The organism is Planktothrix sp. FACHB-1355 (assembly GCF_014748295.1).
Classification (GTDB): Bacteria; Cyanobacteriota; Cyanobacteriia; order Cyanobacteriales; family Aerosakkonemataceae; genus Aerosakkonema; species Aerosakkonema funiforme_A.
In genome coordinates this window covers 1-2,053 of record NZ_JACJUP010001215.1, presented here as the reverse complement: position 1 = coordinate 2,053, position 2,053 = coordinate 1, and the positions used below count along the sequence as shown (strand labels likewise).

The window sequence follows — 2,053 nt, the reverse complement described above, 5'->3', positions numbered from 1 at the left end:
CCTCAAACAGGATCACGGCTACGCACAGGGCAACAATAACTTCCAGACCAGTACCCAGCAAGTTGGGATGCAGCAACCCAGAAACATCCGGCCCCAGCACAATGCCAAACAGCAACAAGAAGACAATGCTAGGAACTTTCAGGAATGCAGCCAAAAGCTGAGCTAGCGTGCCTGCAAGGACGGCTATGACGATTTGCAAGGTTATTTGAAAAGATGCTTCCATAAGTCTTCTTGTCGCAGCCGATCGATTAGATATAAATTCTTGAGTTACCAGCTGAATGGGGGTTAGGGGATATTTCGGTGCAGATTTTACTGGAGATTAGGCCACTTACCTACTGGAGTCTCCAGTTTTGCTAGCGCATCTACCACAAGACGTAATTTCGCAAAAAATTTTGGGTGAAAAAGGCTCGATCTATCAGTCTTGGTATTTTAGCATCTGGATGGGAAAGCGATCGATCTTAGGTACGTAGTTGCGCTTTAGCACCCAAGTGCAACTACGTACTTAAAATAATCTTTGATTGGTAATACTATTTAGAGATGTTGGCAGACTGCGGTGGGGTGCGTCAAATACCAGAATTGTGCAGATAATCGCTAATTTTATCCTCTGATGCACCCTATTTAATGTAGCGAAATAATCCCGCTGATTGCAGGCTGTTAATTAATTGGGCAATTCTACCAGATGCTACACCAGCAGTGGTTATTAGTTGTGTAGCAATTTCAATAATTTGTTTAAAGGTAAGGCTTTTATCCGTCGCATCCTGAACTTCTGCTTTTTGTTGCCTAATTTCGTTATTAATATTAATCACTATGACTTCATTATTGTGGCTAGGACAATTGGCTATACTTTCCATTTGATTGATTCAACGATGTCACTCATCGCTTTTCGATCGCAAAAACCGGGTTTCTTTGACCGCAAGCAAAAAAACCCGGTTGATTTTCCCAAAAACAAGATCAATTTTTTACGAGCAGATAATAAAGTTCTCCATTCGAGTTAATTCTACCAGCCCGCTCGCCTGCCTCAGTCCCTGTGCCCATAAAAATATCCACCCGACCTGGCCCTCTAATCGCTCCGCCGGTATCCTGATCCAGGACGTAACGACTGACTCGTCGTTGCTCTAATTCCCCGTTGCGATTGGGAAAAGGTATCTGGGCATGAATTAGGGCCAAAGCTCCGGGCGGCATTAAAGATTTATCGGTGGCAATGGAACGTTCCGCAGTTACCGGCACAGACAAGCTACCCGTTGCAGCAGCACCGCCTGTTTCCCGGAAAAACACAAAACCGGGATTGCGCGGCAAATAGCGATTCAATTCCTCTGGCGATGAATCGAAATATTCGATCACTCTCGGTAAGGTCAAGCCTGCCAGGTTCATTTTGCCATCGTTGACCAGTTCTCGACCGACACTTCTGTAAGGTCGATCGGTCTTACCGGCAAAACCGACTGTCATAATGCTACCATCGGTCATTTGCAGTCGTGCGGAACCTTGTATCTGTACCAGAAAAGCTTCCAAACGATAGCGCAACCAAACTAATTCCAAACCGCGCAAGCGACCGTCTCCCGACAGTCCATCTGCACCTTCGAGCTGAAGTCGGGTGGGGTGCGGACGGGACCAGCGACTGAAGTTGGGGGGTAACCGATATAGTGGATAACGATACTCTTGTGTGGGGACGCGACTGGCTGTGTAGGTAGGTTCAAAATAACCTGTGAAACCGACAGTTCCCCGTCCATCTTTTCCAGTCGCACGGTAAAACACAAACTCCTCTCGCACAGCAGCTTGCAGTTCTTCTGGCGAGTTGGAAGAGAGTACTAACTCGCGGAAACGTTCTAAACTGCGAATTACGCGATCGCGTGTAATTCCACGCACCGGATATCGTCGGTAGGCTGCTATTGCTCTCGGCGATCGCAAATAGGTCAGACTGTGGTCAATGGCAGTCAAAAGCGCTTGTCTATCCCCTTTTTGGCCGTAATTCCGCCAGATTTGCTCATCCAATCCCAATTCTTCTTGTCTGTCCGGACTGACAACTTGCAGGGGCACAATGGAAAGAACCGGCAAA

3 protein-coding genes are annotated in these 2,053 nt (G+C 47.1%); all 3 read right to left on the bottom strand.

Annotated elements, in window-relative coordinates:
• Positions 1 to 223, bottom strand: a 223-nt coding sequence (locus H6S82_RS30925; protein WP_191057305.1) for a cation:proton antiporter, incomplete at its 3' end; no start/stop codon positions are given.
• A 391-nt stretch (positions 224 to 614) separates the two neighbouring features.
• On the bottom strand, positions 615 to 851 hold the full coding sequence (locus H6S82_RS30920; protein WP_190464361.1) for a hypothetical protein: 237 nt from the start codon (positions 849 to 851) through the stop codon (positions 615 to 617).
• Between the two features lie 100 nt (positions 852 to 951).
• A complete protein-coding gene (locus H6S82_RS30915; RefSeq protein ID WP_191057304.1) occupies positions 952 to 2,052 on the bottom strand; it encodes a murein transglycosylase A in 1,101 nt (366 codons plus the stop codon).
• Position 2,053 lies beyond the last annotated feature (1 nt).

Coding starts and splice junctions, on each gene's coding strand:
- H6S82_RS30920 (WP_190464361.1), bottom strand. CDS start 851: ATGGAAAGTATAGCCAATTGTCCTAGCCACAATAATGAAGTCATAGTG.